Origin of the sequence: Lelliottia nimipressuralis, assembly GCF_041464075.1 — a bacterium.
Lineage (GTDB): Bacteria > Pseudomonadota > Gammaproteobacteria > Enterobacterales > Enterobacteriaceae > Enterobacter > Enterobacter nimipressuralis.
The window spans coordinates 2,612,818-2,638,317 of sequence record NZ_CP167172.1 but is presented as its reverse complement, the minus strand read 5'-3'; the positions used below and the strand labels follow the sequence as shown (position 1 = coordinate 2,638,317).

Here is a 25,500-nt window from a genome sequence, read left to right as displayed (position 1 = left end):
AGCAGTATGAGAAAGAAGCCGGGTTGAGCAGATATTGCCGCCCGGCTTTTTTTATGCCTGAGCTCGGGGTTGCGTCACGCGCAGGCCGCTGATAATGGCGGCGATAGTCGCCAGCGTTCCGGCGGTAAACAGGGCCAGATGTGTGCCATTCTGCCCGGCAAGGTTAAACATCAGCGCCACAAGTGCGGCACCAGAGCTTTGACCCAACAGGCGCGCGGTGCCGAGCATTCCACTGGCGCCGCCGCTGCGATGGCGCGGTGCGGCAGTAATGATGGTGTGGTTGTTCGGTGACTGGAACAGACCAAAACCGGCTCCGCAGAGCACCATTCGCCAGATAATATCCAGATCCGTTGGCGCAGAAGGCAACATCGCCAGCGCGAATAGCCCGGTTGCCATCACCACCAGTCCTAACGCACCCAGTAAACCCGCATGAACGCGTTCAATGAGATAGCCCGCAAGCGGGGCCATCACCATGGTTGCCAGTGGCCAGGGGGTCAGCAGCAGCCCGGTCTCCACTTCCGTTCGTCCAATCACGCCTTGCAAGAAAAAGGGCAGCGATACCAGTGCCAGCATCTGGGCGCAGAACGAGCAGATGGACGTCCCGATGGAAAGAGAAAAGAGCGGAATACGCAGCAGATCAACAGGCAAAAGAGGGACGGGCAACGCCAGCTGACGGCGCACGAAAAAGTAGCCGATGATCAGCATCGCAACGATTTCAGCGGCAATGAGCGTGAGCGATTGTCCCTGAGCAAATCCGCTAAGCGCCGTGATCAGCAGACCAAAGGTCAGGGCATTCATCACTGCGCTGGGAAGATCGAAACGTGGCATAGCACTCTTAGCACTGTTTTCAGGCAAATAGCGCAGGGCAAAGAGCAGGGCGATAATCCCCAGCGGAACGTTAATCAGGAACAGCCACTGCCACGACGCCACCGAGAGAATCGCTGCCGCGATAGTCGGCCCGGCGGCAGACGAGACTGCGACAATGAAAGAGTTAATCCCCATCCCGCGCCCAAGCTGGCGCTGAGGGTATATCAGGCGGATCAGTGCGGTATTGACGCTCATCAGCGCAGCCCCGCCGAACCCCTGCGCAATACGCGCAAATGTCAGGGTGTGCAGTGAGTCAGACAGGGCGCAAAAAAGAGAGGTCAGGGTAAAGACGACCAACCCGCACTGGTAGACGCGGCGATAGCCGAACATGTCGCCGAGAAACGAGAACGAAAGCAGCGAAACAACGATGGCGATCTGGTAAGCATTGACCACCCAAATGGAGCTGGCGGGAGACGCGTGCAGGTCGCTGGCGATGGTCGGGAGCGCCACGTTGGCAATGGCACCATCAAGTACCGCCATTGAAATACCAATGATAATGGTCGCGATCGCGCCGTACCGTTGCGGTAAGGGCAAGCCATCAGAGGACAGTTTTTCCATGGGAAATGAAACGCTCAGAGTGATATTATTATCAGAATCACTATTTTAGCACTGTTATTTCGGTTTTATGTCGCAGATTTGTAACGAAGTAAACGCAGATTGATTGCAGCATCTCGGTCACGAATTTATAATAAAAACCGGTTCTGATTTTTATAAAACACTCTCAATGAGGTGATAAATGGCAATCGCAGATTTGGATAAGCAGCCAGATTCTGTTTCTTCCGTGCTGAAGGTGTTTGGCATCTTACAGGCGCTGGGTGAAGAGCGCGAAATTGGTATTACAGAGTTATCGCAGCGTGTGATGATGTCAAAAAGCACCGTTTATCGCTTTCTGCAAACCATGAAATCCCTGGGTTATGTCGCACAGGAAGGTGAATCAGAGAAATATTCTCTGACCCTGAAACTGTTCGAACTCGGTGCCCGCGCGCTGCAAAACGTCGATCTGATCCGCAGCGCGGATATTCAGATGCGCGAGCTTTCACGCTTAACGAAAGAGACCGTCCACCTGGGCGCGCTGGATGAAGACAGCATTGTCTATATCCATAAAATCGACTCTATGTACAACCTGCGCATGTATTCGCGCATTGGTCGTCGTAACCCGCTCTACAGTACCGCCATCGGTAAAGTGCTGTTGGCGTGGCGCGATCGCGAGGAAGTCAAAGAGATCCTTGAAGGTGTGGAATACAAACGCAGCACCGAGCGCACTATCACCAGCACCGAAGAGTTGCTGGCCGTGCTGGATCACGTGCGTGAGCAGGGTTACGGTGAAGACAATCAGGAGCAGGAAGAGGGGCTGCGTTGTATCGGCGTTCCAGTGTTTGACCGCTTCGGTGTCGTCATTGCAGGCCTGAGTATTTCGTTCCCGACGCTGCGCTTCTCTGAAGAGCGTCTGCACGAGTATGTTGCCATGCTGCACACCGCAGCACGCAAGATTTCAGAACAAATGGGTTACAACGACTATCCGTTCTGAATCCAACAATAAAAAACGCCGCTGAAAATGCGGCGTTTTTGTATTTGTGAGTCAATCGACTTATCCGTTATCGACCACTGTCTCGCTTTTGCGCAGAACCGGACAGTTCGATAAACCAATAATTCCGCTGTCACTGTGGAGATATTGCGCGGTGCTGGTGCCTCTGGCAGTCAGATATTTACACTGAATCCCCAGTCCTGCCGCATTTTCTGTGCTCCCCACCAGCACGCCGTATCCCGTCAGTAACAAACCAATCCATAAAATGGCCAGGACAATAATTGTCCGAATAATGATGCGCATGAATGCCTCATTTTTTTGCTAATAATGCTGTTAAGCGTAATAGTTTTACTCTATGAAACAAGTGCATGATTCCGAAAATTTTCTGATGCAGGTACAGTTAGCCCTTGTTTAAGATAACCGTGATAACCTGGTCATATCAGGTCAAAAGACGGAGTGTGGAGTGAAAAAGTTTCGCTGGGTAATTCTGGTTGTTGTACTGATTGCCTGTGTCATTTTGTGGACACAGACGATCAATGTCATGTGCGATCAGGATGTACAGTTTTTTAGCGGCATTTGCGCAATAAATCAATTCATCCCCTGGTAGTATTCATTTTTCTAACAGATGGTACCCTTCCTCTGCGTCAGTGCTAAAATGGCGTTTTTATTGAGGTGGTAAAATGGGTGAGTTACTGAATTCGGGGCTACTGAACGTAGCCTCACTGGCGATCTCTCTGGTCGTGATGATTATCGGCCTGGCGCTGTGGTTCTTTGTGAATCGCGCCAGTTCTCGCACGGATGAGCAGATTGAACTGCTGGAAGCGTTGCTTGATCAGCAGAAACGCCAGAATGCGTTGCTGCGCCGTCTGTGCGAAGCTAACGAGCCGGAAGAGAAAGAAGTCCCAAAAGCCGCTGAAGCAGTGGTAAACGAAGACGAAGATGATTTCATTCGTCTGGTGGCTGAACGCTAACGGATGAGCGGGGGAGGTGGCTGTGGTCTGGAAAAATCCCTGGTATAACCCCTCCCTGAAACATCATGCTCCCGATGGTTTTCGCAACCTCGACTTTACTGGCCATCAGCCCGGTGACGTCGAGCGGTGGCGCAAGGAGCGCAAAGCGGCGGGATTACCCAAACCGCCCACGCCGGGTTATGACGAATTTATCCGCCAGTGGTGGCAGCCTGCCGAACTGAACGACCGGCCAGAAGATGGCGTCTGGTGGCTAGGTCATGCCAGTGTGCTGCTGCGTTTAAGCGGGCAATATTTGCTGACCGATCCTGTTTTTTCCCGACGCGCCTCGCCGCTCCCCTTTCTTGGACCGCAACGCAAGACACCCCCGGTTTTAACCGTCGACACGCTTCCACACATTGATGCGTTGGTGATTTCCCACAACCATTACGATCATCTCGATTCCGCTACTGTCCGCCACCTGTTGCGGCGTTTCCCTGAACTCACGGTGTTTGTGCCGCTGGGCCTCGGCGACTGGTTTCGTCGTCGCGGTGCTAAAAATATTCTTGAGCTGGACTGGTGGCAGAGCGCTGTGTTTCAGGGGATTACGCTGACCGCCGTTCCGGCCCAGCACTGGAGTATGCGCACTTTCTGGGACAGAAATCGCTCATTGTGGTGCGGCTGGGTATGTGAAGGGGCAGAACAGCGGTTTTGGTTTAGCGGTGATACGGGTTATACGCCAGATTTGCTCGCCATCCCGCAGCGCTTAGGGCAAATTACCGCCGCCGCGCTGCCCGCCGGGGCGTATGCACCACGCTGGTTCATGTCGGCCCACCATATGGATCCGCAATCTGCCATCAAGCTCTGGCAGCAAATGGGAATGCCGCTCGCATTTCCGATCCACTGGGGGGTGTTCGAGCTGGCCGACGAGTCCCTCGACGAGCCGGTGCAGGAGCTTACTCAGGCGCTGGAAAATGAAGCGGGGATTAACGACAAGTTTAGAATATTGAAAATTGGTCAATATTTATCCCTGTGATCTAATACCGCCTCGCTGAATATATTCTCTATTCCAACCCTGTCCCTCAGATGTATTTCCATCGAAACGTTTTTCTTGCTTTCTTTTGCACCAGAATGAAAGACGTTTCATTATTTTGGTGCAATACACCAAACTGTCATCTCCGACATATATGATGAAGCCGCACAATTTATAGCCGGTTTATTTCAGTGTAAAACTCAAACCCTTACGTTGATTTCAGCATAACTTTTCGCAAATTGTTCTAACTCAATCATTGCATTCATTAAACTTTCGGCACTGGCTGGATCTATATCAAAGATTGAGCTAAGGTAAAATTGCTTTAGATTACAGGCGCTACGCTGGCGCCTGTCTTGCGGTTCGCTTTGGTCTGGCGGCGGCAGTGCGCGCATGCAGTTGTGCATAATGTCGCAGGCTGAGATCGGAGTTTGTGCGGCGGATCTAGACACGTTTAAAAATGGCTTGCCATAATTATCGTTGTATGTAATAACACGTTTTGGGTCAAACGAGGTACAGTTCTGTTTATGTGTGGCATTTTCAGTAAAGAAGTCCTGAGTAAACACGTTGTCGTTGAATACCGCTTCTCTGCCGAACCTTATATTAGTGCCTCAAGCAGTAATGTCTCAGTTTTATCTATGTCAATGCCTGCGGGCTAAGAAAACAATCTAAGGAATTTTGCAAATGGCAAAGATTAAAGGTCAAGTTAAGTGGTTCAACGAGTCTAAAGGTTTTGGTTTCATTACTCCTGCTGACGGCAGCAAAGACGTGTTTGTACACTTCTCTGCAATCCAGGGTAACGGCTTCAAAACTCTGGCTGAAGGCCAGAACGTTGAGTTCGAAATTCAGGACGGCCAGAAAGGTCCGGCTGCTGTTAACGTAACCGCTATCTGATCGAATCCCTGCTGACTTAGAAGCGCTGCGGCGCCTCACACTCAGACATCAAGCCTCGCGTATGCGGGGCTTTTTTAATCCTCTTTTTTCAAAATGTTACCCCGTTCGCTTCTGTTCGTAGTTTGTTGCAAAGCTGCGAGATTAGAAGCATTGTTTTCGCACCTAATGTCACGTTTTTCCCGTTAAATCAGGGCGTTGTTAATCTGACCTGGAGTCCGGGTGAAAAAGAAAACCTCTGATCCTGCCGGAAACTTCACCCCGGCGCGTTTTGTCCTGCTGTGTATCGCCATTTTAGGCAGTCTGGCCTTTCTGCTGGGGCGCGTCGCATGGCTGCAAATCATCAAGCCTGACAACCTGGTAAAACAGGAAGATATGCGATCTCTGCGCGAAGTGGCGATTAATGCCCCGCGTGGGATGATCACCGATCGCGAAGGCCGTCCGCTGGCGGTGAGTGTGCCGGTACAGGCCGTGTGGGCCGATCCGAAAACGGTGCTGGCGAAAGGCGGCGTCGGCTTTGATGACCGCTGGCAGGCGCTTGCCAGTGCGCTGCATATTTCGCTGAGCAGCCTGGCTGCGCGGATCAACAGTACCCCTCAGGGGCGCTTTATTTACCTTGCCCGTCAGGTTGACCCTTCTCAGGCGCAGTGGATCGATAAGCTCAACCTGCCGGGGATCAATCTACGCGACGAATCGCGCCGTTTTTATCCCGCCGGGCATGTGGCGGCCAATTTGCTCGGATTCACTAACATCGACGGGCAGGGGATTGAAGGCGTAGAAAAGAGTTTCAACGCGCAGCTGACCGGTAAACCTGGCGTGCGGCGCGTCAGGGAAGATCGCTACGGTCACGTGATCGAGAATCTGACGGAGGTCTCGCCGGTTCCTGCGCACAATATCCAGCTGAGCATCGACGAGCGACTCCAGACCATCACCGAAGACGCGCTGGACAACGCCGTCGCGTGGAACAAAGCCGAGTCGGGCGCGGCGGTGCTGATCAACGTACAAACCGGGGAAATTCTCTCAATGGCGAGTTTCCCGGATTTCAATCCGAATAACAGGGAAGGGGCCACGCTGAATGATTTCCGTAATCGGGCGATCAGCGACACCTTCGAACCGGGATCAACCGTCAAACCGCTGGTTTTGATGACCGCGCTTCAGCAGGGCCTCGTCCAGCCCGACAGCGTAATTGATACCCATCCCTATACGCTCGACGGCCATCGCATCCGTGACGTCGGCTATTATCCGGAGCTGTCCCTTACCGGCATCCTGCAAAAATCGAGCGATACGGGCGTCTCCCGTCTGTCACTGGCGATGCCGATTCAGCATATGCTGGATACCTATCAGGGTTTCGGTTTTGGGACGTCTACCGGGCTGGGGCTGACTGGAGAGAGCAGCGGCCTGTTACCGCAACGTAAATTCTGGAGTCAGCTCGATCGCGCCACCTTTGCGTTTGGCTATGGCCTGATGGTCACGCCGCTGCAGCTGGCGCATGTGTATGCCACGATCGGCAGCTATGGCCTGGAGCGGCCGCTGTCGATCACGCGTATCGATCCACCGGTTATGGGGCACCAGGTGATGCCGGAAGAGATTGTGCATCAGGTGGAACATATGATGGAGAGCGTCGCGCTGCCGGGCGGTGGCGGAATTAAAGCGGCGGTACGCGATTATCGGGTGGCCATAAAAACCGGTACCGCGAAAAAGATTGGTGATGACGGAAAGTATGTCGATAAATATGTCGCTTACACGGCAGGCGTGGCGCCAGCCAGTCATCCGATGTTTGCCCTGGCTGTGGTGATCAACGATCCGCAAAACGGCAGCTATTACGGCGGGGCGGTCTCTGCACCGGTATTCAGCCAGATTATGGGAGATGTTTTGCGCATTGAGAACGTTGAGCCGGACGGTTTACCGCCTGATTCGAACCATCTTATCGTGATGCGTTAAGCCAGGCGTTTTATACCAGGGCGAATAGCGGTACACTTTCGCCCTTTGATATTGTCTGGAGTTACCATGTCATTCAGTTGTCCCTTATGCCACGCGCTGCTGACGCACGATGAAAATAGCTATACCTGTCCGCAGGGGCACCGGTTTGACAAGGCGAAAGAAGGGTATGTGAATTTGCTGCCCGTTCAGCACAAACGCTCGCGCGACCCGGGCGATTCCGCTGAGATGATGCAGGCGCGCCGCGCGTTTCTCGACGCCGGGCATTATCAGCCGTTGCGCGACGCTGTCGCTGAGTGGCTCGCCACAATGCTTGAGTCGAACGCCACTTCTGTGCTCGATATTGGCTGCGGAGAAGGCTATTACACGGCGGCATTTGCCCAGGTAGCCAGCGAAAAAGGCGCGCAAACCGTCGGCCTGGATGTGTCGAAATCAGCGATCCGTGCGGCGGCGAAGCGCTATCCGCAGGTCACTTTCTGCGTCGCCTCCAGCCATCGTCTGCCGTTTGACGATGCTAGCCAGGACGCCATTATCCGTATTTACGCCCCGTGCAAGGCAGAAGAGCTGGCGAGAGTGGTTAAACCGGGCGGATGGGTCATCACGGTAACGCCAGGGCCAAAACACCTGATGGAAATGAAAGGGCTGATTTACGATGAGGTTCGCCTGCATGCGCCGCATTCTGAACAGCTTAACGGTTTTACGCTGCGTCACGCGCAGTCATTGGGCTATGAAATGAGCCTGACGGGTGAAGAGGCGGTGGCGCTGTTACAGATGACGCCATTTGCGTGGCGGGCCAAACCGGAAGTGTGGGAAACCTTAGGAAAGCAAGACGTGTTCCGCTGCCAGACAGATTTTAGTCTTCACTGCTGGCAGCGCGAGAGTTAACCGTAGAAGTGCGACCAGAGAATCTGTCCGCCAATCCCGATTAAAACAATACCGCCCAGAATTTCGGCTCGCTTACCTAACAGCGGGCCGATAAATCGCCCGACCATCATTCCCAGCGTCGACATAATCAACGTCGCGCAGCCGATAGCCAGCGCCGTGGCGATAATATTGACCTGCAAGAATGCCAGACCGACACCGACCGCCATCGCATCCAGACTGGTGGCGATCGCGGTGGTGACCAGCAGCCAGAAGCCGTGGCGATGGATCGGCGCTTCATCTTCGTCGGAATTACCGCGGCAGCCTTCGATAACCATTCGCCCGCCGAGGAACGCCAGCAGAATAAAGGCAATCCAGTGGTTCCACTCCAGCACAAACTGACTGGCGAGCATGCCAAGCGCCCAGCCGATCAGCGGGGTGAGGGTTTCGATAGCGCCAAAGATAAGACCTGTACGAAGGGCTTCTGAGAATTTAGGTTTGTGGAGTGTGGCACCTTTACCGATGGAAGCAGCGAAAGCGTCCATGGACATGCCGAAAGCGAGAAGGATCGTTGCAGAGATATTCATTTAAAGCGTCCAGACCGGGGATATCCATATGACACATCACTGCCCCCAGTAAACAGCAGTTGATGTCTCAATGGTCTCGCCTGATCTCAGTGCACATGAACTGACTGTGCAGAAAGCGATCCGTACGCACCACGTTTTTCAACGAGTATGTTGACACGTACATTTCCCAGGGACGGGAAATCGGCTACTCCCCAACGACGGCGCAACCTTAACATATTTTGAGAATATAAAACAACAACAGGAAGGTATTATTCTATTAACCAATTGATAACGATTTTCATTTAGATTTATAGGTGAGAATAACGTTAAGGAATATAAGTTAATTCTGAAGGGAATATAGCTGTGGCTATATATCGTTCGGGTGAGTCGGAGACAATATATAGCCATTGCTATAATGATAACCTATTGAGTTTTAACCATTAGTTTGTATATTTTCTCAAGGTCATCAATATTTTTCACCCGAATGAGTAATCGTCGCTGCTCTAATTGCATTACCAGTACGCCATCCTCGGATAAATTCATCTCTTTAATACGGTTATATTCTATCCATACATTGGCGAAGAAAAAGCCATGACTTTTGAAGAGGATCTTTGGCACTCTGATCCAGAAGAGATAAATCGCCATTAATGCCAGCGCACATAATAACCATGTGGTTAATAAAGCACCGTGGCTCATCGCATTGTTGTAAATCAGAATGGCGAGCAGACCGGCGAAGATAAACGCATCAACCCGACCGCGTCGCAGAAGGGGGATGGTGAGCAGTGTCTCGCCGTGGCGGCGCGGCATGATGAATTCGTCGTAAATGGCGTACGCCAGAAGGGCAATAATAAACAGAACCAGTACGATGTCCGTAACCGTCATTCGTCCTCCAGAATAAAAAAAACCGGGGGCAAGCCCCCGGCGGATAAAGCAAAAACTTACAGACCCAACAGGCCGATAGCGTAGCCCACGATACCGATGACGAAGAAGCCAACGATAATCCACAGGGCGTTCACTTTCTTACGCAGCAGCCACATACAGGCGAAGGTCAGCAGCAGCGGCACCAGGCCCGGCATTAACTGGTCAAGGATGGTCTGCACGGTGGTCACGCGCGTTTGTCCGTCCTGACCGGTAATGGTCGAGACGACAAGCGGGATGTTAACGTGCGTCCACTTGTTAACCAGTGCCCCCATGACAAACAGGCCGAGAATTGACGCCCCCTCGGTCAATTTTTGCAGGAAGCCGCCGCCCATATCAGAAACGATATCGACACCTTTGCGATAGCCGTAAGCGACGCCGTAGTAACGGGTGGCCAGACGAACGGCGTTAAACAGAATGAAGAACAGCAGTGGACCGAGCAGGCTGCCGCTCATCGCGATGCCCGCGCCGAGAGCCGCGAAGACCGGACGCACGGTACCCCAGAAGATTGGGTCGCCCACGCCTGCCAGCGGCCCCATCAAACCGACTTTGATACCGTTAATGGCACCATCGTCAATCTCTGCGCCGTTCGCACGCTGCTCTTCCATCGCCAGCGTCACGCCCAGAACCGGAGCTGCAACGTAAGGATGGGTGTTAAAGAATTCCAGGTGACGTTTAATCGCCTGGCGACGCGCTTCGTTGTTTTCCGGATACAGGCGTTTGATGGCCGGTACCATGGAGAAGCAGAAGCCCAGCGCCTGCATACGTTCGAAGTTCCATGACCCCTGGAACAGGTTAGAACGCAGGAATACGCCACGAATATCACCCGGAGTGAGTTTTTTCTCAGTGGTAGTTTTTGTCATATCAACCATTTCGCTCACCTGCTAGTCCAGTTCGTTATCGAGATCGTTGTTACCAGCAGCCTGCGCTGGTGCACCCGCGACGCGGTTATATTTCGGGCTCAGCTGGATGTACAGAATCGCCATCACCGCACCAATCACACCCAGAGCAACCAGGTTGAAGTTAGTGAACGCCGCAGTAACAAAGCCGAGGTAGAAGAACGGCATCAGGTAGCCTGCGCGCATCATGTTGATGACCATCGCGTAACCGACTACCACGATCATGCCACCCGCGATGTTCAGACCGCCGGTCACGACTTCTGGAATCGCGTTCAGCATGCTCTGGACTTCGCTGGTACCTACAGAGATCGCCACGATAACCGCCGGGATAGCGATACGCATGGCCTGCAGGAACAGAGAGGAAACGTGGATCCACGAGAGGGCCGTCAGGTTGCCATTATCGGCCGCCTTATCCGCCGCATGCTGGAAGGCCACGGTGATAGTACGAACGATGATGGTCAGAACCTGGCCTGCTGCTGCCAGTGGGATAGCCAGTGCGATACCGGCACCGATGCTTTGATGACCGGCAATAACCAGAACCGTTGAAATGATAGATGCCAGCGCTGCATCAGGTGCAACTGCCGCACCGATGTTCATCCAGCCCAGGGCGATCATTTCCAGCGTACCACCGATGATAATACCGGTTTTCATATCGCCAAGAACGGCGCCAATCAACGTACAGGCCACCAGAGGGCGGTGGAACTGAAATTCATCAAGTACGGATTCCATACCCGCAATACACGCGACGATGAACACCAGCACAATCTGAAGAGTGGTAATCTCCATTGTACTTCTCCTATTACATAAGCTTTATGTGAAAAATCAGCGCCTGGGTTATTTCCCAACTTTGCCGATCAAATCCATCATTTTCAGTTTCTGATCCGTGGAAACCTTACGGGCTTCCAGCTCAATACCGCGTGCATTCAGCTTATTGAAGGCTTCGATATCTTTTTCATCGACTGAAATCGCGTTATTCACCTGCGTTTTGCCCTGACGGAACGCCATACCGCCAATGTTGACGGAGGTGATCTTCACGCCGCCTTCAACAATGCGCTCGACGTCTGTCGGGTTGGTGAACAGGAGCATCACACGCTCGCCCGCATATTTCGGGTTGTTATACACGCGGATCATCTTGGCGACGTCCACGACGTGTGCGGTAACGCCCGGAGGAGCAACCTGGGTGAGAAGGGTTTTACGCACGTGATCGGCAGCCACTTCGTCGCTGACGACGATAATGCGTTTCACGTTGGTCTCTTTGGTCCAGCGTGTTGCCACCTGGCCGTGGATTAAACGGTCATCGATACGCGCAAGCCCGATCACCATGTAATCGTTCGCGCCCATCGGTTTTGTCGGGACCGCTGCTTTCACTGCCGCTGCGACCGGAGCCGGTTTCTCAACCGGTTGTGCTTTCAGCGCTTTCACGCCTTCGCGACCGGTTTCGACTGCCAGAGCGACCAGTTCGTCAAAGCTCGGGTTATCATCACGGGCCATCAGCGTTTCCACCAGCATCGGGATGTTTACGCCAGCGACAACTTCATGATGCTCTTTATCGACGACAATGCGGCTGGCGGCGTTAAACGGACTGCCACCCCATGTATCAACGAGAAACAGCACGCCTTTGCTGGTATCCAGTTTCTCCAGCTGAGCAGTGTATTTTTCAATCAGCGTTTCAGCGTTTTCGCCAGGGACGAAATCGATCCAGCCAACGTTTTCCTGCTCACCCAACAGCATTTCTGCGGTTTTGAGTAACTGCTCTGCAGCCCAACCATGTGTGCCTATCACAATAGCAATGGTCACTTGCTACCTCCTTTTATTATCATGAATACATCTGCCAGGCAGGTGTACTGAGAATCTTCCCCGGCGTACCGAATCGATTCAGATAAAGGGTTAGAGTTAAATTAACGAAGACTTCCGTGAATTATTTTAGATAGTGAAAAAATAATTTATGTGATGAAGATCCGTAATTTAGCTTCACAGAGGAGATTTATCCCAAATGAAAATCGACTCTGTTACAGATCTTTGCAAAGGAAAGTAAATCTTTGCTAAAAAGCCATTGTCTCTGATATGTTTAGCCTCCGTTTAATTACCAGGAGTATAGGGCTACAGCCCACTGTATGGACCGTCACCGACGTCAGTCATCTTCCAGGCCATTTTGCGCCTCGCACGCCGGCGATCCTCGCCACTCGTTGAACATGTCTACCGCCATTTCGCCCACGCTTTCCGGGGCGCCGTTTTGTCATTCCTTTAGCAGGAGCTTGTCATGGAATTCTTAATGGACCCGTCAATCTGGGTGGGATTACTTACGCTGGTTGTTCTAGAGATTGTTCTTGGTATCGACAACCTGGTGTTTATCGCCATCCTTGCGGATAAGCTGCCGCCTAAACAGCGCGACAAAGCGCGTTTAATCGGTCTTTCGCTGGCGCTGATCATGCGTCTTGCGCTGCTGTCCGTTATTTCGTGGATGGTTACCCTGACCAAACCGCTGTTTACCGTCTGGGATTTCACCTTCTCCGGTCGTGATTTGATCATGCTGGTGGGGGGACTATTCCTGCTGTTCAAGGCCACCACTGAGTTGCATGAACGACTGGAGAACCGCCAGCACGATGATGGTCATGGTAAAGGCTATGCGAGTTTCTGGGTTGTTGTCGCACAGATCGTGGTGCTCGATGCCGTGTTCTCCCTGGACGCAGTAATTACCGCCGTCGGTATGGTGAACCACCTGCCAGTGATGATGGCTGCGGTTGTGATTGCGATGGCCGTGATGCTGCTGGCCTCGAAGCCACTGACTCGCTTTGTGAACGAACATCCAACGGTGGTGGTGCTGTGTCTTAGCTTCCTGCTGATGATTGGTCTGAGCCTGGTCGCAGAAGGTTTCGGCTTCCATATTCCGAAAGGCTACCTGTACGCCGCGATTGGCTTCTCGATCATTATCGAACTGTTTAACCAGATTGCGCGTCGCAACTTCATTAAGCAGCAGTCAAATCAGCCGCTGCGCGCCCGTACCGCTGACGCCATCCTGCGTCTGATGGGCGGTCGCCGCCAGACGAACGTCCAGCCGGAAAACGCGAACGGTAACCCGGTGCCGGTTCCGGAAGGGGCGTTCGTTGAAGAAGAGCGCTACATGATTAACGGCGTGCTGTCGCTGGCCTCCCGCTCATTGCGCGGCATTATGACGCCACGCGGTGAAATCAGCTGGGTCGATGCCAACCTGAGCGTCGATGAAATCCGCCAGCAGTTGCTCTCCTCACCGCACAGCCTGTTCCCGGTGTGTCGCGGTGAGCTGGATGAAATCATCGGTGTCGTGCGCGCCAAAGAGTTGCTGGTGGCGCTGGAAGAGGGCGTTAACGTCGAAGCGATTGCGGCGGCCTCACCGGCGATTGTGGTTCCGGAAACGCTGGACCCAATCAACCTGCTGGGCGTGCTGCGTCGTGCGCGCGGTAGTTTTGTGATCGTCACTAACGAATTTGGCGTAGTACAAGGCCTGGTCACGCCGCTGGACGTGCTGGAAGCCATTGCCGGTGAATTCCCGGACGCCGATGAAACGCCAGAAATCGTGGCGGATGGCGACGGCTGGCTGGTCAAAGGGACAACCGATCTGCACGCTCTGCAGCACACGCTGGGTCTCGATAACGTCATCAACGATGAAGAAGATATCGCGACCGTTGCCGGATTAGTGATTGCCGTGAACGGCCAGATCCCGCGCGTTGGCGATATCATTGAGCTGCCGCCGCTGCAAATCACCATCATGCAGGCAAATGATTACCGCGTAGACCTGGTGCGTATTGTTAAAGAGCAGTCCGCCCACGACGAAGAAGAGTAATCAGGCTTAGCGTAAGGGCATAATCGGAACGATATGCCCATTCCGCGGTGCTGGTGGAGGCGAGCTCTCCGCCAGCCACTGCGGAAAATCTTTCAGCGGCATCGGCCGCGCATACAAAAATCCCTGCAAAATCGTCACGCCGTGATCGCGCAAATAGCGCGCCTGCTCCTGCGTCTCCACCCCTTCCGCCACCAGTTCAAGATTCAGCCGCTGGCCCAGGGCGATAATCATATCTGTCACCGTCGAATTCACCGCATCCGTCCCGAGCGCCGTGGTGAAAGATTTATCGATTTTCAGCACGTCAGGGCGCAGTTTCTCCAGCCAGGAGAGCGAACTGCTGCCGGTGCCAAAATCATCAATCGCCAGTTTGACCTCTTTGCGATGTAGCTCCCGCACAATGCGATAATCCATATCCAGCAGGGCATCCCGCTCGGTGAGTTCAACAATCAGCTGCTGTTTGGGATGCGCGCTGAACCAGTAGCGGTTCAAATCCTGTAACAGCATCCCGTTGCGAAAATGGCTGGCCGCCACGTTAATCCCGATATGAAAGCCTTTATTAGCGGGAAAATAGCCAATCTGACGGACGGTTTCTGCGATTACGTAGCGCGTCAGAGGAACAATCAGATTGTGTTCCTCCGCCAGCGGAATAAAAACATCCGGGGAGATCCACCCCTGACGGGGGTTATTCCAGCGCAGCAAGATCTCCACGCCGACGCATTTCTGCGTGCGGGCATTGAGTAACGGCTGGCAAAACAGCTCAAACTCGCGTGCAGCCAGGCCGAGATTAAGCTCCCATGTGAAGCTCATGCGACTGGCAGTGGCAAGCCAGGCGATATAGCCCAGCAGCAGGCTCAACAGCACCGCCAGTGGGAGCTGGGAGGGCAGATTTTTCAGCGCCAGCTGGCTTGCGCCTGGCCCGCTGACGGTAATGGTGAAGGGGAAATGAGCCGAAGACTGACGCAGGATCATCGCGTCATCGGTATAGGTGAGCGTGTCAGTCACATTCTGACCGTAGCGAAGAAATTTATTGCCCGCGCTTAAGCTCACATCAGTGATCAGCGGAGGCTGCGGCTCAAGCATCATGCGGGTGATAAGCTCGATATTCACAACCTGCATCACGCCGTCTTCGCCGCTGTCAGAGACGGGATACCACTGGATTAAAATCGGGCTGCCTTTCAGCAGCGATTTATCCGTCGACAGCACCAGCTGCGGCTGGCTTGAAGGTAATGCCGGTTGTATCTGCCGGATCGGCACGTCGCGGATGCCAAAAATACTGGAGCAGTAGAGGATCCCGTCTTTGATCAGTCCAATAGAGCGCACGGTTTGCAGAGTTGCAGCCTGTTTTCGTAGCGACAGGTGGATATCAACGCAGGGGGCACCCACCAGGGATTGCAGTTTTTCGCGTCCACTCTCAAGGGGAATAAGGATACTGTCCAGCGCATTCACAGAGTGGTTTGCAAAGGCGTGAATACGGTCCTGATTTACATTACGCTGTGAAATAAACCGAAAGCTCAGGGTCAAAAAGAGCGTAAAAAGCGCCACCAGCACACAGACAATAATGCGGTTTCGGCGATAGCTTTTAATGATCCTTTGCGCAGTTTGCATGAAAAGGACGCTCGATAAGCCGCCAGCCAGGCGCCGGGGCAACACAGAAAGTGTAGTGGGGAAATGTTAAGGTGACGAGACAGCGGAGAAAATTCGCCCATCCGTTGCAGATGGGCATATCCCCGTCATACTTCACGCCGTTTTAAACGTCCTGCGGCGTGACATATTCAGGGGATAGTCGAAATGGTTAGTCGCACTGCACCTTGATCGCCAGGCCGCCGCGAGAGGTTTCACGGTATTTGGCATTCATGTCTTTGCCGGTTTCGTACATGGTCTCGATGACCTTATCCAGCGACACACGTGGCTCGCTGGTGCGGCGCATGGCCATACGCGAGGCGTTGATCGCTTTCACGGAGGCGATGGCGTTACGCTCGATGCACGGTACCTGCACCTGTCCTGCGACCGGGTCGCACGTCAGACCAAGGTTATGTTCCATCCCGATTTCCGCTGCCACGCAAACCTGTTCCGGGCTGGCGCCCAGCAGTTCAGACAGGCCCGCCGCCGCCATGGAACAGGCTACGCCCACTTCACCCTGACAGCCCACTTCAGCACCGGAGATGGAGGCATTCATTTTGTACAATGCGCCCACTGCACCCGCTGCGAGGAAATAGCGGATGTAAATGTCAGGCGTCACCGGCTCGATAAAGTGATCGTAATAGGCCAGCACCGCCGGAACGATACCGCATGCGCCGTTAGTGGGTGCCGTCACCACGCGGCCACCGGCGGCGTTCTCTTCGTTCACCGCCAGCGCAAACATATTCACCCAGTCGACCACGTTCATCGGGTCGTTGGAGAATTTATCGGTCGTCACCAGCATACGGCGCAGGGCAGAGGCACGACGCGGTACGCGCAGTGGTCCTGGCAGAACGCCCTCGGTATTGATCCCACGGTCGATACAGGCCTGCATGGTCTGCCACACGTTAGCAAAATAGTCTTCGATCTCTTTTTTGCTGTGCAGCGCCAGTTCGTTTTGCATCACCATGCCGGAGAGCGACAGGCCGGTCTGTTTGCAGTAGTCGAGCATTTCCTGCGCAGACTTGAACGGATAAGGGACGTTAACGTCGCCCGCCGTGTCTTTGCCAAAGTGCTCTTCGTCGACGATAAAACCGCCGCCGATGGAGTAATAGGTTTTGCTGTAGATCACTTTGTCGCCGTTAAAGGCGTGGATCTGCATGCCGTTTTCGTGCAGTGACAGGTTATCACTGCGAAAACGCATGCCGTCGTCGTGGGGGAAATCCACTTCGTGCTTGCCGTTAGCCAGCAGCAGACGACCGCGAGTTTCAGTGTCGCGGATAAACGCCGGAATGGCGTCAATATCCACGGTGTCCGGCATGTTACCTGCCAGACCCATAATAATGGCGATATCGGTGTGGTGGCCCTTACCCGTTAAAGAGAGTGAACCGTAAACGTCAACGGCTACACGGGTAGTGCTTTCCAGTAATCCTTTTTCGACCAGATCATCGACGAACTGTTTACCGGCCTTCATCGGCCCTACAGTGTGGGAAGAAGACGGGCCAATCCCCACTTTGAACATGTCGAATATACTAATCACTTTCTTACTCCTGACAGGGTTACCGGGGTTCCAGTAACGATGTTATAACTGCGCATAGTGTAAGAGGGAAGTTACAGGTCGGCTGAACTATTCACATGAATTAAACTAATGAATAACCCCTGTTTTGCTAATGGTGCGACGCCCCTCGCAAACCCGAAGAAAAATTCAGAATGTAAAGTATAGTCAAGGCTTCAGGCCGATTTGCAGTGCCAGCTCACGAATAATGCCCGCCGTCATGCCCCAGACAAAATAATGCTGATACCACGACAGCCACACCCGGTGATCGTGTCCACGCCGTTGAATATCCAGCGGATGATATCGGCTAAGTCGAAGGGCTTCCGCCAGCGGCATTTCGAACACCGCCGCCACTTCATCTTCGCTCGCGTGATAGTGCAGATTGGGCGGGATAATCCCGACGACCGGCGTTACCTGAAAGCCGGTCACGCTGTCCACCGGCGGTAACACGCCAATCACCTCAACGGATTCTGGCGGGATCGCCACCTCTTCCTGGGCTTCGCGCAGGGCAGCGGCAATCAGTGAGGCATCGGAGGCATCGACTGCCCCCCCGGGAAACGCCACCTGACCTGCGTGTTTACGTAAATGCGACGAGCGTTTGGTCAGCAACAATCCCGGCTGCTCGCGGCGTACCACCGGGATCAACACCGCCGCCTGGCGGCTGTTCAGCGCATCACGATTCACCTGCGGGCGCAAAAGCTGAAAGCGCGACAGAAAATCATCCAGGGTCAGATCGTGGGTATCCAAATGTTAGCTCTCCAGTTGATGCAGGATGCGGTTCACTTTATCAAACGTTTCCTGATATTCCGCGTTTGCCTGGCTGTCGGCCACAATCCCGCCGCCTGCCGAACAGTAGAGCTGCCCGGCGCTGGCGGTCAGGGTGCGGATGGTTATGCTGGTATCCATCGTGCCACACCGGCTCAGATAGCCAATGCTGCCGCACCAGGCGTTGCGGCGATGGGGTTCCAGTTCGTCGATGATCTGCATGGCGCGCACTTTCGGCGCGCCGGTGATCGATCCGCCAGGAAACGCCGCACGGAGCAGATCGCAGGCAGAACGGTTCGCCGGGAGGCGCGCGGTAATCGTGCTCACCAGATGATGCACCGCCGGAAATGGCTCCACCACGAACAGCTCGGGAACGCGCACGCTACCCGGCTCCGCGACGCGACCAATATCATTACGCATTAGATCGACAATCATCAGATTCTCGGCCCGATCTTTTGGCGAGGCAGCGAGTTTCTCCGCCTGCAGCCGATCGGCGTCAGGGTCAGTGAGGCGCGGCAGGGTGCCTTTAATCGGGCGCGTCTGGATAGTGCCATCGGCGAGATGAATAAAACGCTCCGGCGAGAGGCTCAGGACTGCGCCCTGTTCCAGACGCAGGAAGGCGCTGAATGGCGCGCGGTTACTGGCGTTCAGGTGCGTAAACGCCTGCCACTCATCGCCCGCGTAAGTCGCCTGAAAACGCTGGGCGAGATTCACCTGATAGCAGTCACCGCTGTGCAGATACGCCTGCACCTGCGCGAACTTCTGCGCATACTCATCCGCGCTCATATTGGAACGCCACGCGGAGGTGAGCGTAAAATCGATGGCCGGAACGGGCTGCAGCGCGTCGAGCCACGCCAGCCGCGCGTCAGCGTCGCTGTGGCTGAGCAGTGAAACCCGTTGTTTATGGTGATCAACAATCACCGCCCAGTCGTACAGCCCAACGGCCATATCCGGCAGCGTAATATCCTTCTGCGCGTGCTCTGGCAGCGTTTCAAATCGTCGGCCCAGGTCATAGCCAAACAGCCCCAGTGCGCCCCCCTGGAAAGGCAAATCAAGATCCGTTGTGGCGCTGAACGGCAGGGCGTTCAGTTCGCGCTCAAGCAGGGCGAGCGGATCGTCAGTGGATGTGACAACGTCACTTGAAGATATCTGCGTAGAATCACCACGGGTCGTCAGGGTGGTGAGCGGATCGGCGACAAGAATATCAAAGCGGCTGTAAGGGTGATCGGCATGCCCGGAATGCAGCAGCATCGCCCACGGGAGATGGCTTAAGCGCGCAAACCAGAATTCGGCGGCGTCATGACGCCAGGGTAATGAAATGACAGTAGGGGGTAACGGGTTCATGTGTGGCATACTACCGGGCAGCGTGAATTTATTAGCGCAGATAATTTAGCAGGAGTTGATAATGTTTGCAGGTTTACCTTCCCTCAGTCATGAACAGCAGCAAAAAGCCGTCGAGCGTATTCAGGAACTGATGTCCCAGGGAATGAGCAGCGGACAAGCGATTACGACCGTAGCCCAGGAAATTCGCGCCACCCATACCGGCGATCGGATTGTGGCGCGTTTCGAGGATGACGAAGACGACGAATAATCGTCTTACACCGCCGCGATTATCTTGATTTCAACTTTATACTGCGGCTTCATCAGCGTGGCCTGTACCGTACAGCGTACAGGCGCGTGACCCGCTACTACCCACGCATCCCAGGCTTTATTCATCGCAGCAAAGTCGTCTTTATTCGCCAGGAAAATGGTCGCATCCAGAATGCGGGATTTATCGCTGCCCTGTTTTTCCAGAATCGCGTCAATTTGCGCCAGCGTATTGGCCGTTTGCTCGAACGCATCAGCGTCCAGGTTTTCGGGGACACCCGTGTAGTAGAGCGTCTGATTGTGAATCACAACGTCAGACCAGCGGGCTTCCGCATCAATGCGCACAATTGTCATAAACCTTTCCTCATAAATGGTTTCAGGCCGCAAGACTGCCATAATGTTCCGTCAACGTCTATTTCGACTGGCACAGGAGAGGGCGGGCTGACATAATCCCTGTGCAAAAATACAGTGAGAGAGCAACGTGGCAGACGATTTTTCAGCAGACGGTCAGTTAGCGCAGGCGATTCCCGGTTTTAAACCGCGCGAGCCGCAACGACATATGGCGGAGGCGGTCACCCGCGCCATCAAAAATACCCAGTCGCTGGTGGTCGAGGCAGGCACCGGGACGGGCAAAACTTACGCCTATCTTGCCCCTGCGCTGCGCGCGAAAAAGAAAGTGATCATCTCAACCGGCTCGAAAGCGTTGCAGGATCAGCTCTACAGTCGCGACCTGCCGACGGTGGCAAAAGCCCTGAACTATAAAGGCCGCCTGGCACTGCTGAAAGGGCGCTCAAACTATCTCTGTCTGGAGCGCCTCGAACAGCAAGCGCTGGCTGGCGGCGATTTGCCGGTTCAGACCCTGAGCGATGTGATCATCCTCCGCGCCTGGGCGAATCAAACCATCGACGGGGATATCAGCACCTGCGCCAGCGTCGCCGAAGATTCTCAGGCGTGGCCGCTGGTGACCAGCACCAACGACAACTGCCTCGGCAGCGACTGCCCGCTGTATAAAGATTGTTTTGTCGTCAAAGCGCGTAAAACCGCGATGGATGCCGATGTGGTGGTAGTGAACCACCATCTGTTCCTGGCGGATATGGTGGTTAAGGACGGCGGTTTTGGTGAGTTAATTCCGGAAGCGGAAGTGATGATCTTCGATGAAGCCCATCAGTTGCCGGATATCGCCAGCCAGTATTTTGGTCAGTCGCTCTCCAGCCGTCAGCTCCAGGATCTCGCCAAAGATTTCACCATTGCCTATCGCACCGAACTGCGCGACACCCAGCAGCTGCAGAAATGCGCTGACCGGCTGGCGCAAAGCGCGCAGGATTTTCGTATGCAGCTGGGTGAACCCGGCTATCGCGGAAATCTGCGCGAACTGTTAGCCGACAGCAATATCCAGCGCGCGCTGCTGCTGCTCGATGATGCGCTGGAGCTGTGTTATGACGTGGCTAAGCTGTCCCTCGGGCGCAGCGCCTTGCTCGACGCCGCTTTTGAGCGCGCCACGCTGTACCGCACGCGCCTGAAACGTCTTAAAGAGATCAACCAGCCCGGCTTTAGCTACTGGTATGAATGCACCGCGCGCCAGTTCACCCTGGCGCTCACGCCGCTGACCGTGGCCGATAAATTCAAAGAGGTGATGGCGCAGAAACCGGGGAGCTGGATATTCACCTCCGCGACGCTCTCCGTGAACGACGATCTGCATCATTTCACCGAGCGGCTGGGGATTGAAGAGTCAGATTCACTGCTACTGCCCAGCCCGTTCGATTACCAAACCCAGGCACTGCTCTGCGTGCCGCGCAATCTACCGCTACCGAACCAGCCGGGCGCGGCGAAACATCTGGCGGCAATGCTCAAACCGATGATCGAGGCTAACAATGGCCGCTGCTTCATGCTGTGCACCTCCCACGCCATGATGCGCGATCTGGCCGAACAGTTTCGCGCCACCATGACCTTACCCGTGCTGTTGCAAGGCGAAACCAGTAAGGGCCAGCTGTTGCAGCAGTTTGTGACTGCCGGTAACGCGCTGCTGGTGGCAACCAGCAGTTTCTGGGAAGGGGTGGACGTGCGGGGGGATGCGCTCTCCCTGGTGATCATCGACAAACTGCCCTTTACCTCTCCGGACGATCCGCTGCTCAAAGCGCGCATGGAAGACTGCCGCCTGCGCGGGGGCGATCCTTTTGACGACGTACAGCTCCCGGACGCGGTTATCACCCTGAAGCAGGGTGTCGGGCGTCTGATCCGTGATACGGACGACCGCGGCGTGCTGGTGATCTGCGACAATCGCCTGGTGATGCGCCCTTACGGCGCGACATTCCTTGCCAGCCTGCCACCCGCGCCCCGCACGCGGGACATTAATCGCGCGGTGCGTTTCCTGGCGAACCCAACGGCGGAGTAATTTGCCCTGGAGTGTGCTAAGATGCGCGCCATTTTGTGACTACCCATTGCGAGAGCGCGAGACCCATGCGAATTCTGGCTATTGATACCGCTACAGAGGCCTGCTCCGTTGCCCTGTGGGATAACGGTACCCTCTTTGCCCATTTTGAAGAGTGCCCCCGGGAACATACCCAACGTATTCTGCCGCTGGTGAAAGAGATCCTTCACCAGGGCAACTCCACTTTAACTGAACTCGACGCGCTGGCCTTTGGCCGTGGGCCGGGCAGCTTCACCGGCGTGCGTATCGGCATTGGTATCGCACAGGGCCTGGCGCTGGGCGCCGATCTGCCAATGATTGGCGTTTCCACACTCGCCACCATGGCGCAGGGCGCATGGCGCACCACTGGCGCGACGCGAGTGCTGGCCGCGATTGATGCGCGCATGGGCGAAGTCTACTGGGCCGAGTACACGCGCGATGAGCAGGGCGTCTGGCACGGTGAAGAGACCGAGTCGGTGCTCAAACCGGACGCCGTTGCTGAACGGTTGAAACAACTTTCCGGCGAGTGGGCTACTGTGGGTACAGGCTGGCCAGCCTGGCCGGATATGGCAAATGACAGCGGTCTGACGCTGGTCGATGGTCAGGTGTTACTCCCCCGTGCTGAAGATATGCTGCCGATCGCCTGTCAGCTGCTGAGCGCGGGAAAAACCGTGGCCGTTGAACACGCTGAGCCGGTTTATTTGCGAAATGAAGTGGCCTGGAAGAAACTTCCGGGCAGGGCGTGAATCTCAGTAATAAGCACTGAGAAAAGGGAGTCGCATCATGGCGGTTCAAACAAAGGTTGTACGCCTCTTCATAGCGGGCGCTATCGCTGTGGCATTAAGTGGATGTGTCACCGTTCCTGACGCGATAAAAGGAAGCAGTCCGACACCGCAGCAGGATCTGGTGCGGGTGATGAATGCGCCTGAACTTTACGTTGGCCAGGAGGCACGCTTTGGCGGCAAAGTGGTGGACATCCAGAACCAGCAGGGCAAAACCCGTCTGGAAATTGCGACGGTGCCGCTGGACAGCGGCGCGCGGCCAGTACTGGGCGAACCTTCGCGTGGGCGAATTTATGCAGACGTGAACGGTTTCCTCGATCCGGTCGATTTCCGTGGCCAACTGGTGACGGTCGTTGGGCCAATCACCGGCACGGTACAGGGGAAAATCGGTAACACGCCGTATAAATTTATGACCCTACAGGCCACCGGCTACAAACGCTGGCACCTGACCCAACAGGTCATGCTGCCACCGCAGCCTATCGACCCGTGGATGTGGGGACCGCACCCGTACCGTTACGGCGGCTACGGTGGATGGGGCTGGTACAATCCAGGCCCGGCTCAGGTTCAGACCATCGTTACAGAATAACTTACTGTTATTATTAGATAAGAGACAGCGGCTCAGCCGCTGTCTCTGTTTTTTACGGATATAACACAAAAAAAAGAGTGACGCGCTTCGCAACCTTAAATTCGAACAATTAATAAACTGGTACGCTGAGTTAATATAATGTTAACGAACTGTTTATTATCGGGGTTGTGATGACGACGAACACTCATTTCAGAGGTGATGCATTGAAAAAGGTTTGGCTTAACCGTTATCCCGCAGATGTTCCTGCGGAGATCAATCCTGACCGTTATCAATCCCTGGTTGAATTATTTGAGCACTCGGTCGCGCGCTACGCGGATCAGCCTGCGTTTGTGAACATGGGCGAGGTGATGACCTTCCGCAAACTGGAAGAGCGCAGCCGGGCCTTTGCCGCCTATTTGCAGGAAGGCCTGGGCCTGAAGAAAGGGGACCGCGTCGCGCTGATGATGCCAAATCTGCTTCAGTATCCGGTGGCACTGTTCGGTATTTTGCGGGCGGGGATGATCGTGGTTAACGTCAACCCGCTCTATACTCCGCGCGAGCTGGAGCACCAGTTGAATGACAGCGGCGCGGCGGCGATTGTGATTGTCTCCAACTTTGCCCATACGCTGGAAAAAGTGGTCGATAAAACCCAGGTCCGCCACGTGATCCTGACCCGCATGGGCGATCAGCTGTCGACCGCCAAAGGGACGCTGGTTAACTTTGTCGTCAAATATGTGAAGCGTCTGGTGCCGAAATACCATCTGCCGGATGCCATCTCCTTCCGCCGCGCGCTGCAAAGCGGCTATCGCATGCAGTATGTGAAGCCGGAAGTGGTCTCAGACGATCTGGCTTTCCTGCAGTACACCGGGGGTACCACCGGCGTTGCGAAAGGGGCGATGCTGACTCACCGCAATATGCTGGCGAACCTTGAGCAGGTGAATGCGACCTACGGCCCGCTGCTGCACCGCGGCAAAGAGCTGGTGGTCACGGCGCTGCCGCTGTATCACATTTTTGCTCTGACCATGAACTGCCTGCTGTTTATCGAGCTGGGCGGACAGAATTTACTGATTACCAACCCGCGTGATATTCCAGGGCTGGTGAAAGAGCTGGCGAAATATCCGTTCACCGCCATGACCGGGGTGAACACGCTGTTTAACGCACTGCTCAACAATAAAGAGTTCCAGCAGCTCGACTTCTCCACGCTGCACCTCTCTGCGGGCGGCGGCATGCCGGTTCAGCAGGCGGTGGCCGACCGCTGGGTGAAACTCACCGGGCAGTATCTGCTGGAGGGTTACGGCCTCACAGAGTGCGCGCCGCTGGTCAGCGTTAACCCGCATGATATCGATTATCACAGCGGCAGCATTGGTCTGCCGGTGCCGTCAACGGAGGCCAAACTGGTCGACGACGAAGGCAATGAAGTGCCTCACGGTGAGCCGGGCGAACTGTGCGTCAAAGGCCCGCAGGTGATGCTCGGCTACTGGCAGCGCCCGGATGCGACGGATGAAATCATCAAAGACAGCTGGCTCTACACGGGCGACATCGCGGTGATGGACGACGAAGGTTTCCTTCGCATTGTCGATCGCAAAAAAGACATGATTCTGGTCTCCGGTTTTAACGTTTATCCTAACGAGATCGAAGACGTGGTAATGCAGCACGATGGGGTGCAGGAAGTGGCTGCCGTCGGTGTGCCGTCCGGCAGCAGCGGTGAAGCGGTGAAGATATTCGTGGTCAAAAAAGACCCCTCGCTGAACGAAGATGAACTCATCGCATTTTGTCGTCGTCAGCTTACCGGTTACAAAGTGCCGAAGCTGGTGGAGTTCCGCACGGAGCTGCCAAAATCGAACGTCGGGAAGATATTACGACGAGAATTACGTGACGAAGCGCGTTCCAAAGTGGACAATAAAGCCTAAGCTTCGAGTGAGTCGCCACCACACGCCGGTTAGCCGGCGTTTTTTATGGG

At 54.7% G+C, this 25,500-nt stretch carries 27 protein-coding genes and 1 pseudogene; 15 read left to right on the top strand and 13 right to left on the bottom strand.

The annotated features are described in order from the left end of the window. Nucleotides 1-51: 51 nt before the first annotated feature. Nucleotides 52-1,425 carry an MFS transporter gene (locus tag ACB496_RS12590; protein ID WP_100779810.1) on the bottom strand — a complete coding sequence of 458 codons (1,374 nt, stop codon included), beginning with the start codon at nucleotides 1,423-1,425 and terminating at the stop codon, nucleotides 52-54. A gap of 178 nt (nucleotides 1,426-1,603) precedes the next feature. On the opposite strand from ACB496_RS12590, the gene kdgR reads away from it, so the two are divergent. Then, on the top strand, nucleotides 1,604-2,395 hold the full coding sequence (kdgR, locus tag ACB496_RS12585) for a DNA-binding transcriptional regulator KdgR (RefSeq protein WP_100779811.1): 792 nt from the start codon (nucleotides 1,604-1,606) through the stop codon (nucleotides 2,393-2,395). A gap of 60 nt (nucleotides 2,396-2,455) precedes the next feature. Here the strand turns inward: kdgR and ACB496_RS12580 are convergent, their stop codons facing one another. Next, nucleotides 2,456-2,695, bottom strand: a complete 240-nt coding sequence (locus tag ACB496_RS12580) for a YobH family protein (protein ID WP_319418286.1) — start codon at nucleotides 2,693-2,695, stop codon at nucleotides 2,456-2,458. A 160-nt stretch (nucleotides 2,696-2,855) separates the two neighbouring features. Here ACB496_RS12580 and mgrB point away from each other — a divergent pair, with 160 nt between their 5' ends. The 3 genes from mgrB (at nucleotide 2,856) to ACB496_RS12565 (ending at nucleotide 4,375) form a co-directional block, all read left to right on the top strand. After that, entirely contained in the window at nucleotides 2,856-2,999 is a 144-nt protein-coding gene (mgrB, locus tag ACB496_RS12575; protein WP_100779813.1) for a PhoP/PhoQ regulator MgrB, read from the top strand. A 73-nt stretch (nucleotides 3,000-3,072) separates the two neighbouring features. Next, complete coding sequence (locus tag ACB496_RS12570) at nucleotides 3,073-3,363, top strand: YebO family protein (RefSeq protein WP_107703371.1); 291 nt, start codon at nucleotides 3,073-3,075, stop codon at nucleotides 3,361-3,363. A 22-nt stretch (nucleotides 3,364-3,385) separates the two neighbouring features. After that, entirely contained in the window at nucleotides 3,386-4,375 is a 990-nt protein-coding gene (locus ACB496_RS12565; protein ID WP_371972715.1) for an MBL fold metallo-hydrolase, read from the top strand. A gap of 197 nt (nucleotides 4,376-4,572) precedes the next feature. Here the strand turns inward: ACB496_RS12565 and ACB496_RS12560 are convergent, their stop codons facing one another. Further along, on the bottom strand, nucleotides 4,573-4,935 hold the full coding sequence (locus ACB496_RS12560) for a hypothetical protein (RefSeq protein WP_107703372.1): 363 nt from the start codon (nucleotides 4,933-4,935) through the stop codon (nucleotides 4,573-4,575). Between ACB496_RS12560 and ACB496_RS12555 the strand changes: the two are divergent. The 4 genes and pseudogenes from ACB496_RS12555 to rlmA all read left to right on the top strand — a co-directional run bounded on the left by ACB496_RS12555 (nucleotide 4,897) and on the right by rlmA (nucleotide 8,083). Next, a pseudogene (locus ACB496_RS12555) lies at nucleotides 4,897-5,041 on the top strand (DUF2627 domain-containing protein). The gene ACB496_RS12560 and the pseudogene ACB496_RS12555 sit on opposite strands and share 39 nt — an antisense overlap. A gap of 12 nt (nucleotides 5,042-5,053) precedes the next feature. After that, nucleotides 5,054-5,263, top strand: coding sequence for a transcription antiterminator/RNA stability regulator CspE (gene cspE, locus ACB496_RS12550; protein ID WP_001062678.1), 210 nt, complete (start codon nucleotides 5,054-5,056; stop codon nucleotides 5,261-5,263). Nucleotides 5,264-5,482: 219 nt separating this feature from the next. Then, a complete protein-coding gene (gene ftsI, locus ACB496_RS12545) occupies nucleotides 5,483-7,201 on the top strand; it encodes a peptidoglycan glycosyltransferase FtsI (RefSeq protein WP_371972714.1) in 1,719 nt (572 codons plus the stop codon). A 66-nt stretch (nucleotides 7,202-7,267) separates the two neighbouring features. Continuing rightward, a complete protein-coding gene (gene rlmA / locus ACB496_RS12540; RefSeq protein WP_371972713.1) occupies nucleotides 7,268-8,083 on the top strand; it encodes a 23S rRNA (guanine(745)-N(1))-methyltransferase in 816 nt (271 codons plus the stop codon). Here the strand turns inward: rlmA and mntP are convergent. The 5 genes from mntP to manX all read right to left on the bottom strand — a co-directional run bounded on the left by mntP (nucleotide 8,080) and on the right by manX (nucleotide 12,239). Continuing rightward, on the bottom strand, nucleotides 8,080-8,646 hold the full coding sequence (gene mntP / locus ACB496_RS12535) for a manganese efflux pump MntP (RefSeq protein WP_100779818.1): 567 nt from the start codon (nucleotides 8,644-8,646) through the stop codon (nucleotides 8,080-8,082). The genes rlmA and mntP overlap by 4 nt on opposite strands. A 402-nt stretch (nucleotides 8,647-9,048) precedes the next feature. Further along, entirely contained in the window at nucleotides 9,049-9,507 is a 459-nt protein-coding gene (locus ACB496_RS12530; protein ID WP_371972712.1) for a DUF986 family protein, read from the bottom strand. Between the two features lie 56 nt (nucleotides 9,508-9,563). Beyond that, nucleotides 9,564-10,415 (bottom strand): PTS mannose transporter subunit IID, encoded by an 852-nt coding sequence (locus tag ACB496_RS12525; protein ID WP_154125742.1) that lies wholly within the window; start codon nucleotides 10,413-10,415, stop codon nucleotides 9,564-9,566. A gap of 12 nt (nucleotides 10,416-10,427) precedes the next feature. Continuing rightward, entirely contained in the window at nucleotides 10,428-11,228 is an 801-nt protein-coding gene (gene manY, locus ACB496_RS12520) for a PTS mannose transporter subunit IIC (protein ID WP_022648448.1), read from the bottom strand. Nucleotides 11,229-11,276: 48 nt separating this feature from the next. Next, the gene (gene manX, locus ACB496_RS12515; RefSeq protein ID WP_102103961.1) at nucleotides 11,277-12,239 is read right to left on the bottom strand and encodes a PTS mannose transporter subunit IIAB; all 963 of its coding nucleotides are present in this window, start codon (nucleotides 12,237-12,239) and stop codon (nucleotides 11,277-11,279) included. 317 nt (nucleotides 12,240-12,556) lie between these two features. Here manX and ACB496_RS12510 point away from each other — a divergent pair, with 317 nt between their 5' ends. Both ACB496_RS12510 and yoaE read left to right on the top strand, forming a co-directional pair. Beyond that, nucleotides 12,557-12,715 carry a protein YoaL gene (locus tag ACB496_RS12510; protein ID WP_371923348.1) on the top strand — a complete coding sequence of 53 codons (159 nt, stop codon included), beginning with the start codon at nucleotides 12,557-12,559 and terminating at the stop codon, nucleotides 12,713-12,715. Continuing rightward, entirely contained in the window at nucleotides 12,703-14,262 is a 1,560-nt protein-coding gene (gene yoaE / locus ACB496_RS12505; protein ID WP_371972711.1) for a CNNM family cation transport protein YoaE, read from the top strand. The genes ACB496_RS12510 and yoaE overlap by 13 nt, the downstream gene beginning before the upstream one ends. Nucleotides 14,263-14,268: 6 nt before the next feature. On the opposite strand, the gene ACB496_RS12500 is transcribed toward yoaE, so the two are convergent. From ACB496_RS12500 to pabB, 4 genes are all read right to left on the bottom strand, one after another. Then, nucleotides 14,269-15,867 carry an EAL domain-containing protein gene (locus tag ACB496_RS12500; RefSeq protein ID WP_371972710.1) on the bottom strand — a complete coding sequence of 533 codons (1,599 nt, stop codon included), beginning with the start codon at nucleotides 15,865-15,867 and terminating at the stop codon, nucleotides 14,269-14,271. Between the two features lie 187 nt (nucleotides 15,868-16,054). After that, nucleotides 16,055-17,419 carry an L-serine ammonia-lyase gene (gene sdaA, locus ACB496_RS12495; RefSeq protein WP_100779824.1) on the bottom strand — a complete coding sequence of 455 codons (1,365 nt, stop codon included), beginning with the start codon at nucleotides 17,417-17,419 and terminating at the stop codon, nucleotides 16,055-16,057. Nucleotides 17,420-17,602: 183 nt separating this feature from the next. Further along, nucleotides 17,603-18,181, bottom strand: coding sequence for a CoA pyrophosphatase (locus tag ACB496_RS12490; RefSeq protein ID WP_102103958.1), 579 nt, complete (start codon nucleotides 18,179-18,181; stop codon nucleotides 17,603-17,605). A 3-nt stretch (nucleotides 18,182-18,184) separates the two neighbouring features. Then, nucleotides 18,185-19,543: an aminodeoxychorismate synthase component 1 gene (gene pabB / locus ACB496_RS12485; RefSeq protein WP_371972708.1), complete on the bottom strand. Its 1,359-nt coding sequence runs from the start codon at nucleotides 19,541-19,543 to the stop codon at nucleotides 18,185-18,187. Nucleotides 19,544-19,604: 61 nt separating this feature from the next. On the opposite strand from pabB, the gene ACB496_RS12480 reads away from it, so the two are divergent. Next, complete coding sequence (locus ACB496_RS12480) at nucleotides 19,605-19,790, top strand: YoaH family protein (protein WP_100779827.1); 186 nt, start codon at nucleotides 19,605-19,607, stop codon at nucleotides 19,788-19,790. Nucleotides 19,791-19,795: 5 nt separating this feature from the next. On the opposite strand, the gene ACB496_RS12475 is transcribed toward ACB496_RS12480, so the two are convergent. Further along, a complete protein-coding gene (locus ACB496_RS12475) occupies nucleotides 19,796-20,140 on the bottom strand; it encodes a RidA family protein (protein WP_095282339.1) in 345 nt (114 codons plus the stop codon). 127 nt (nucleotides 20,141-20,267) lie between these two features. Here ACB496_RS12475 and ACB496_RS12470 point away from each other — a divergent pair, with 127 nt between their 5' ends. The 4 genes from ACB496_RS12470 (at nucleotide 20,268) to fadD (ending at nucleotide 25,450) form a co-directional block, all read left to right on the top strand. Continuing rightward, a complete protein-coding gene (locus ACB496_RS12470; protein WP_371972705.1) occupies nucleotides 20,268-22,178 on the top strand; it encodes an ATP-dependent DNA helicase in 1,911 nt (636 codons plus the stop codon). Nucleotides 22,179-22,243: 65 nt separating this feature from the next. Continuing rightward, entirely contained in the window at nucleotides 22,244-22,939 is a 696-nt protein-coding gene (tsaB, locus tag ACB496_RS12465; RefSeq protein WP_371972704.1) for a tRNA (adenosine(37)-N6)-threonylcarbamoyltransferase complex dimerization subunit type 1 TsaB, read from the top strand. Between the two features lie 37 nt (nucleotides 22,940-22,976). Then, on the top strand, nucleotides 22,977-23,561 hold the full coding sequence (locus ACB496_RS12460; protein WP_100779831.1) for a Slp family lipoprotein: 585 nt from the start codon (nucleotides 22,977-22,979) through the stop codon (nucleotides 23,559-23,561). A gap of 203 nt (nucleotides 23,562-23,764) precedes the next feature. Continuing rightward, complete coding sequence (fadD, locus tag ACB496_RS12455) at nucleotides 23,765-25,450, top strand: long-chain-fatty-acid--CoA ligase FadD (protein ID WP_371972702.1); 1,686 nt, start codon at nucleotides 23,765-23,767, stop codon at nucleotides 25,448-25,450. The last annotated feature ends 50 nt before the right edge of the window (nucleotides 25,451-25,500 follow it).

Bases quoted from the DNA above. Each gene is read 5' to 3' on its own strand.
- ACB496_RS12590 (WP_100779810.1), bottom strand. From the start codon at position 1,425: ATGGAAAAACTGTCCTCTGATGGCTTGCCCTTACCGCAACGGTACGGC.
- kdgR (WP_100779811.1), top strand. From the start codon at position 1,604: ATGGCAATCGCAGATTTGGATAAGCAGCCAGATTCTGTTTCTTCCGTG.
- ACB496_RS12580 (WP_319418286.1), bottom strand. From the start codon at position 2,695: ATGCGCATCATTATTCGGACAATTATTGTCCTGGCCATTTTATGGATT.
- ACB496_RS12570 (WP_107703371.1), top strand. From the start codon at position 3,073: ATGGGTGAGTTACTGAATTCGGGGCTACTGAACGTAGCCTCACTGGCG.
- cspE (WP_001062678.1), top strand. From the start codon at position 5,054: ATGGCAAAGATTAAAGGTCAAGTTAAGTGGTTCAACGAGTCTAAAGGT.
- rlmA (WP_371972713.1), top strand. From the start codon at position 7,268: ATGTCATTCAGTTGTCCCTTATGCCACGCGCTGCTGACGCACGATGAA.
- mntP (WP_100779818.1), bottom strand. From the start codon at position 8,646: ATGAATATCTCTGCAACGATCCTTCTCGCTTTCGGCATGTCCATGGAC.
- ACB496_RS12530 (WP_371972712.1), bottom strand. From the start codon at position 9,507: ATGACGGTTACGGACATCGTACTGGTTCTGTTTATTATTGCCCTTCTG.
- ACB496_RS12525 (WP_154125742.1), bottom strand. From the start codon at position 10,415: ATGGTTGATATGACAAAAACTACCACTGAGAAAAAACTCACTCCGGGT.
- manY (WP_022648448.1), bottom strand. From the start codon at position 11,228: ATGGAGATTACCACTCTTCAGATTGTGCTGGTGTTCATCGTCGCGTGT.
- ACB496_RS12510 (WP_371923348.1), top strand. From the start codon at position 12,557: ATGGACCGTCACCGACGTCAGTCATCTTCCAGGCCATTTTGCGCCTCG.
- yoaE (WP_371972711.1), top strand. From the start codon at position 12,703: ATGGAATTCTTAATGGACCCGTCAATCTGGGTGGGATTACTTACGCTG.
- ACB496_RS12500 (WP_371972710.1), bottom strand. From the start codon at position 15,867: ATGCAAACTGCGCAAAGGATCATTAAAAGCTATCGCCGAAACCGCATT.
- pabB (WP_371972708.1), bottom strand. From the start codon at position 19,543: ATGAACCCGTTACCCCCTACTGTCATTTCATTACCCTGGCGTCATGAC.
- ACB496_RS12480 (WP_100779827.1), top strand. From the start codon at position 19,605: ATGTTTGCAGGTTTACCTTCCCTCAGTCATGAACAGCAGCAAAAAGCC.
- ACB496_RS12475 (WP_095282339.1), bottom strand. From the start codon at position 20,140: ATGACAATTGTGCGCATTGATGCGGAAGCCCGCTGGTCTGACGTTGTG.
- tsaB (WP_371972704.1), top strand. From the start codon at position 22,244: ATGCGAATTCTGGCTATTGATACCGCTACAGAGGCCTGCTCCGTTGCC.
- ACB496_RS12460 (WP_100779831.1), top strand. From the start codon at position 22,977: ATGGCGGTTCAAACAAAGGTTGTACGCCTCTTCATAGCGGGCGCTATC.